The following is a 2,876-nucleotide window of genomic DNA, read 5'->3' as shown; positions in this document are numbered from 1 at the left end:
GGACATCATGCGCTGCCTCAAACGCTTCGTGGCCCGCGAGGTCTACCGGGCCCTGACCAGCACACCGACCGAACGAATCACTCAAACCGACCTGGCTCCAGCGGCTTGACAGCCATAGGAGCATCCACGGCGTGCCGGGCGTCCACCGGCAAAGAAGCGAGGAACACCTGTGTCCAAGTCCAGGTTGACGATCCTGTCCGTGCTGGTCGCCGGCGCCGTTCTGACCGGCGCCGGCGCGGCCCTGCCCGCCCGGGCGGAGCCGCGACTGGCCGCCACCACGGCCGCCAAGGGCACCCCCGCCTCGGCGAAGTCCCTGCCGTCGGCGGGGAAGAGCACCCGGGCGCAGACGCTGAAGCGTGCCCGCACCTGGCTGACCGCCAACCACGGCCACCAGGTGCCGTACAGCCAGACGAAGCGCTGGAAGGACGGCTACCGGCAGGACTGCTCCGGCTATGCCTCCATGGCGCTCGGGCTGGCCGCGCCCGGCCCGAACACGGTCGCCCTCGCCAGGACGCGCAGCATCACCAAGCCCATCAAGATGAGCCAGCTCAAGCCGGGCGATCTCGTCATCGACGCGATCGGCGACAGCAGGTCCCGGCACGTCGTCATCTTCGAGAAGTGGAACAACTCCAAGCACACCTCGTACACCGCCTACGAGCAGCGCGGCCGGCACGGCACCGACCACCGCTCGCTGACGTACGGCCTGAAGCGGGGCAGCGAGTACAAGGCGTACCGGCCGGTCCAGTACGGCGACTGAGCCGGCCGTACGCACGGCGAGGGGCCGCCGGTCTCCCCGACGGCCCCGCCCCGCATGCCACCGGCCGGGCCGCCTACTTCCACCAGGCAGGGCTGAGGGCGATCTCCCGCATCTGGGCCACGGTCAGCGCCGGGGTCTCGCGGGTCCTGGCCGTGGACTGCTGACCCGAGTTGAACGCGCTGATGACGACCCGCCGCCCGTCGGCCCGCAGGGTGTCCACGGTCCACATCACGACGCCCTCGCCGCCCTTCTCACCGGGCCCCTGGTGCACGGCGACGCGGGTGCCGTCCGGCAGCGTCTCCGCATCGGAGCCGAACAGCTCGTCGGCGACATCGTTCATACGGGTCTGCACGTTCACCTGAACGAGGCTCGCACCCTTGCCGTCGTCGACGACGAGGTACCCGAACCCCTCCTCGTCGCTGGACTTGTGGACGATCGTGAGCCCCTTAGGCAGCAGCGAGGCGAGCGTGCTGCGCACAGGCGCGCCGGGCCGCTCGGGGCTCGTGGACGGCCGGACGGGCTTCTGCGGCATCGCGTCCACCAGCGACCGCCACTGCGGTGCCGCCGCCAGCTCGGTCAGCGCCGCGGGGCTCAGCGGCGGCGTCGGCCGGCTGACCGGGGCGCCCTTCTCCGCGGCGGCGTTCCACTCCATCACCGACACGCGCTGCCCGGTCGGCGTGACCAGCTCCGCGAACCAGTGCTTGGTGTCCTCACGCCGGTCCGGGTACTCGTACCCCTGGAACACCATGATCGCGGACCCGTCCGGGAGCCGGTGCGTCGAGCAGTTGTCGAACTGCACATACACCTTGTCGGGGCACTGCACGGCCTGCCGGGCGTCTTCGGTGCCGGGTTGCACACGGCCGATGGCCACCTCGATCGCGGCCGGGCCCTTGCCGTCGTCGAAGACGACCGACGCCACCGGCGAGTTCTCGGGCGGGGCGTCCGATCCGCGCCCGGACTCGCCGGTCACCGTGCCGTGCGGCAGCAGCTTCTTCAGCGTCGAGAGCATCTGCTCCTCGGTGACACCGGCGGGCGTGGCGGTGGACGCCGGCGACGGCTCCGCCGACGTACCCGGCGCACCCTGCGCGGTCGATGTGCCGGACGCGGCCGGCTGCCCGGCGACCGCGTCGCCGTCCGAGCCCGGCAGCACCAGCACCCCGCCGACCACGGCCGCCGCGACCGTCGCGGTGACCGCGCCGAAGACGGCCGCCTGCCGCCGCCGCTTCAGCCGCTGCCCGCGCGCGGCACCGGCGGCCACCAGGCCGGCCCGGTCGGCGTCGAAGGAGTCGCCCGTGTCACGCAGGGCGGAGGACAGGCGGGCCTCGAAGGCGTCGCCGGCGGAGTCGGGGTCGTTGAACTGGTCGTGAGGCATGGATGATCCACCGTTTCGCTTCGCGAGGTCGAGGAGGGAGAGAGGGGGAGAGGGGGAGAGGAGAGCAGAGGAGAGCGGCATCCGCCCGAAGGGGCCGGCGGCCCGGCTCAGGGACGTACGTACTCGCCGATGTCCTCACCGAGCAGCGCCCGCAGCCGGGCGAGCGCCCGCGTGCACCGGGTGCGCACCGCGGCCGAGCTGGCGTTCAGCGCGGAAGCGGTCTCCTGCACGGACCGGTCCTCCCAGTACCGCAGGACGACCACCGCCCGGTCCTTCGCGGGCAGTTGTCCCAGCGCATGCAGCAGGGTCAGCCGCAGCGTGGCGTCCGAAGCGACGGCGGCCGAGTCCGGCAGCACATCGGTCGCGCGCTCGCTGCTCCTGCGCAGCCGCTTGTGGGCGAGGAACGTGCGGGTGAGCGTCGTCTGCGCGTACGCCGCCGGGTTGTCGGCGCGCGCCACACGCGACCAGCGGACGTACAGGCGTCCGAGGGTCTCCTGGACCAGGTCCTCCGCGAGATGGGTGTCCCCGGCGGTCAGCAGACACGCCGACCGGTAGAGGTGACCGGCCCGAGCGGCGGCGAACTCCGCGTACTCGTCGGCGCGGACCTGTCGCATGCAATCCCCCTGGACTGTGAACCGGCGGTGAGCCGGCTGAAGAAGAGGCCTCACTTCCCTGATGCGGTGGGGCAGGGAGAATGTTTCACATGACGCAGCCAGGCTTCGGCCCCCCGCCCCCACCCCACGGACC

General features: G+C 72.2%; 3 protein-coding genes. 1 reads left to right on the top strand and 2 read right to left on the bottom strand.

From position 1 onward, the window contains the following. Positions 1-169: 169 nt before the first annotated feature. Positions 170-757 (top strand): hypothetical protein, encoded by a 588-nt coding sequence (locus MTQ10_RS29550; RefSeq protein ID WP_247473486.1) that lies wholly within the window; start codon positions 170-172, stop codon positions 755-757. Positions 758-830: 73 nt separating this feature from the next. On the opposite strand, the gene MTQ10_RS29545 is transcribed toward MTQ10_RS29550, so the two are convergent. Both MTQ10_RS29545 and MTQ10_RS29540 read right to left on the bottom strand, forming a co-directional pair. Further along, positions 831-2,129 (bottom strand): hypothetical protein, encoded by a 1,299-nt coding sequence (locus MTQ10_RS29545; protein WP_247473485.1) that lies wholly within the window; start codon positions 2,127-2,129, stop codon positions 831-833. A 107-nt stretch (positions 2,130-2,236) separates the two neighbouring features. Then, complete coding sequence (locus MTQ10_RS29540) at positions 2,237-2,743, bottom strand: SigE family RNA polymerase sigma factor (protein ID WP_247473484.1); 507 nt, start codon at positions 2,741-2,743, stop codon at positions 2,237-2,239. Positions 2,744-2,876: the final 133 nt, after the last annotated feature.

The sequence above is a fragment of the Streptomyces sp. XM83C genome (assembly GCF_023072675.1).
GTDB classification, from domain to species: Bacteria; Actinomycetota; Actinomycetes; order Streptomycetales; family Streptomycetaceae; genus Streptomyces; species Streptomyces thermocoprophilus.
The sequence above is the reverse complement of the archived record's forward strand: the minus strand, read 5'-3'. Positions and strand labels throughout refer to the sequence as shown.